Source organism: Paraburkholderia sp. J67 (assembly GCF_905220265.1).
Lineage (GTDB): Bacteria > Pseudomonadota > Gammaproteobacteria > Burkholderiales > Burkholderiaceae > Paraburkholderia.
Window position 1 is genome coordinate 1 of sequence record NZ_CAJMZK010000093.1, and the last position, 605, is coordinate 605.

The 605-nt window shown below is 65.6% G+C and carries 1 pseudogene; it reads right to left on the reverse strand.

Annotated elements, in window-relative coordinates:
* Window positions 1-605: pseudogene (locus U5782_RS41325) on the reverse strand (threonine ammonia-lyase, biosynthetic); the annotation flags it as partial.

Consider the following 605-nt stretch of genomic DNA (forward strand, 5'->3'; position numbering starts at 1 on the left):
TTGCGATAGTGGAACAGGCTGATGTTCCAGTTCGGCGCCATCGACGAGAGGAAACGCATCAGCGCGCCCGGACGCTCCGGGAATTCGAAGCGGAACAGCCGTTCATCATGCGCCAGCGGCGAGCGCCCGCCCACCATGTAGCGGATGTGCTGCTTCGAGAGTTCGTCGCCGGTGAGATCGACGCTCGGGAAGCCGTGTTCCACGAAGGTCTGCGCGATCTGCTGCGATTCGCCGCGGTTGCGGATCTGCACGCCGACGAAGATGTGCGCGCGTTCGGCGTCGTCGATGCGGTAGTTGAATTCCGTGACGCTGCGGGTGCCGACCAGTTCGCAGAAGCGCTTGAAGCTGCCGCGCTCCTCGGGGATCGTCACCGCGAACACCGCTTCGCGCGCTTCACCGACTTCGGCCCGCTCGGCGACGAAGCGCATGCGGTCGAAGTTCATGTTCGCGCCCGAGGTGATGGCGACCAGCGTCTTGCCGTCGATGCCTTCGCGTTCCGCGTACTGCTTCGCACCCGCCACGGCCAGTGCGCCCGCCGGTTCGAGCACGCTGCGCGTGTCCTGGAACACGTCCTTGATCGCGGCGCACAGCGCATCGGTGTCGAC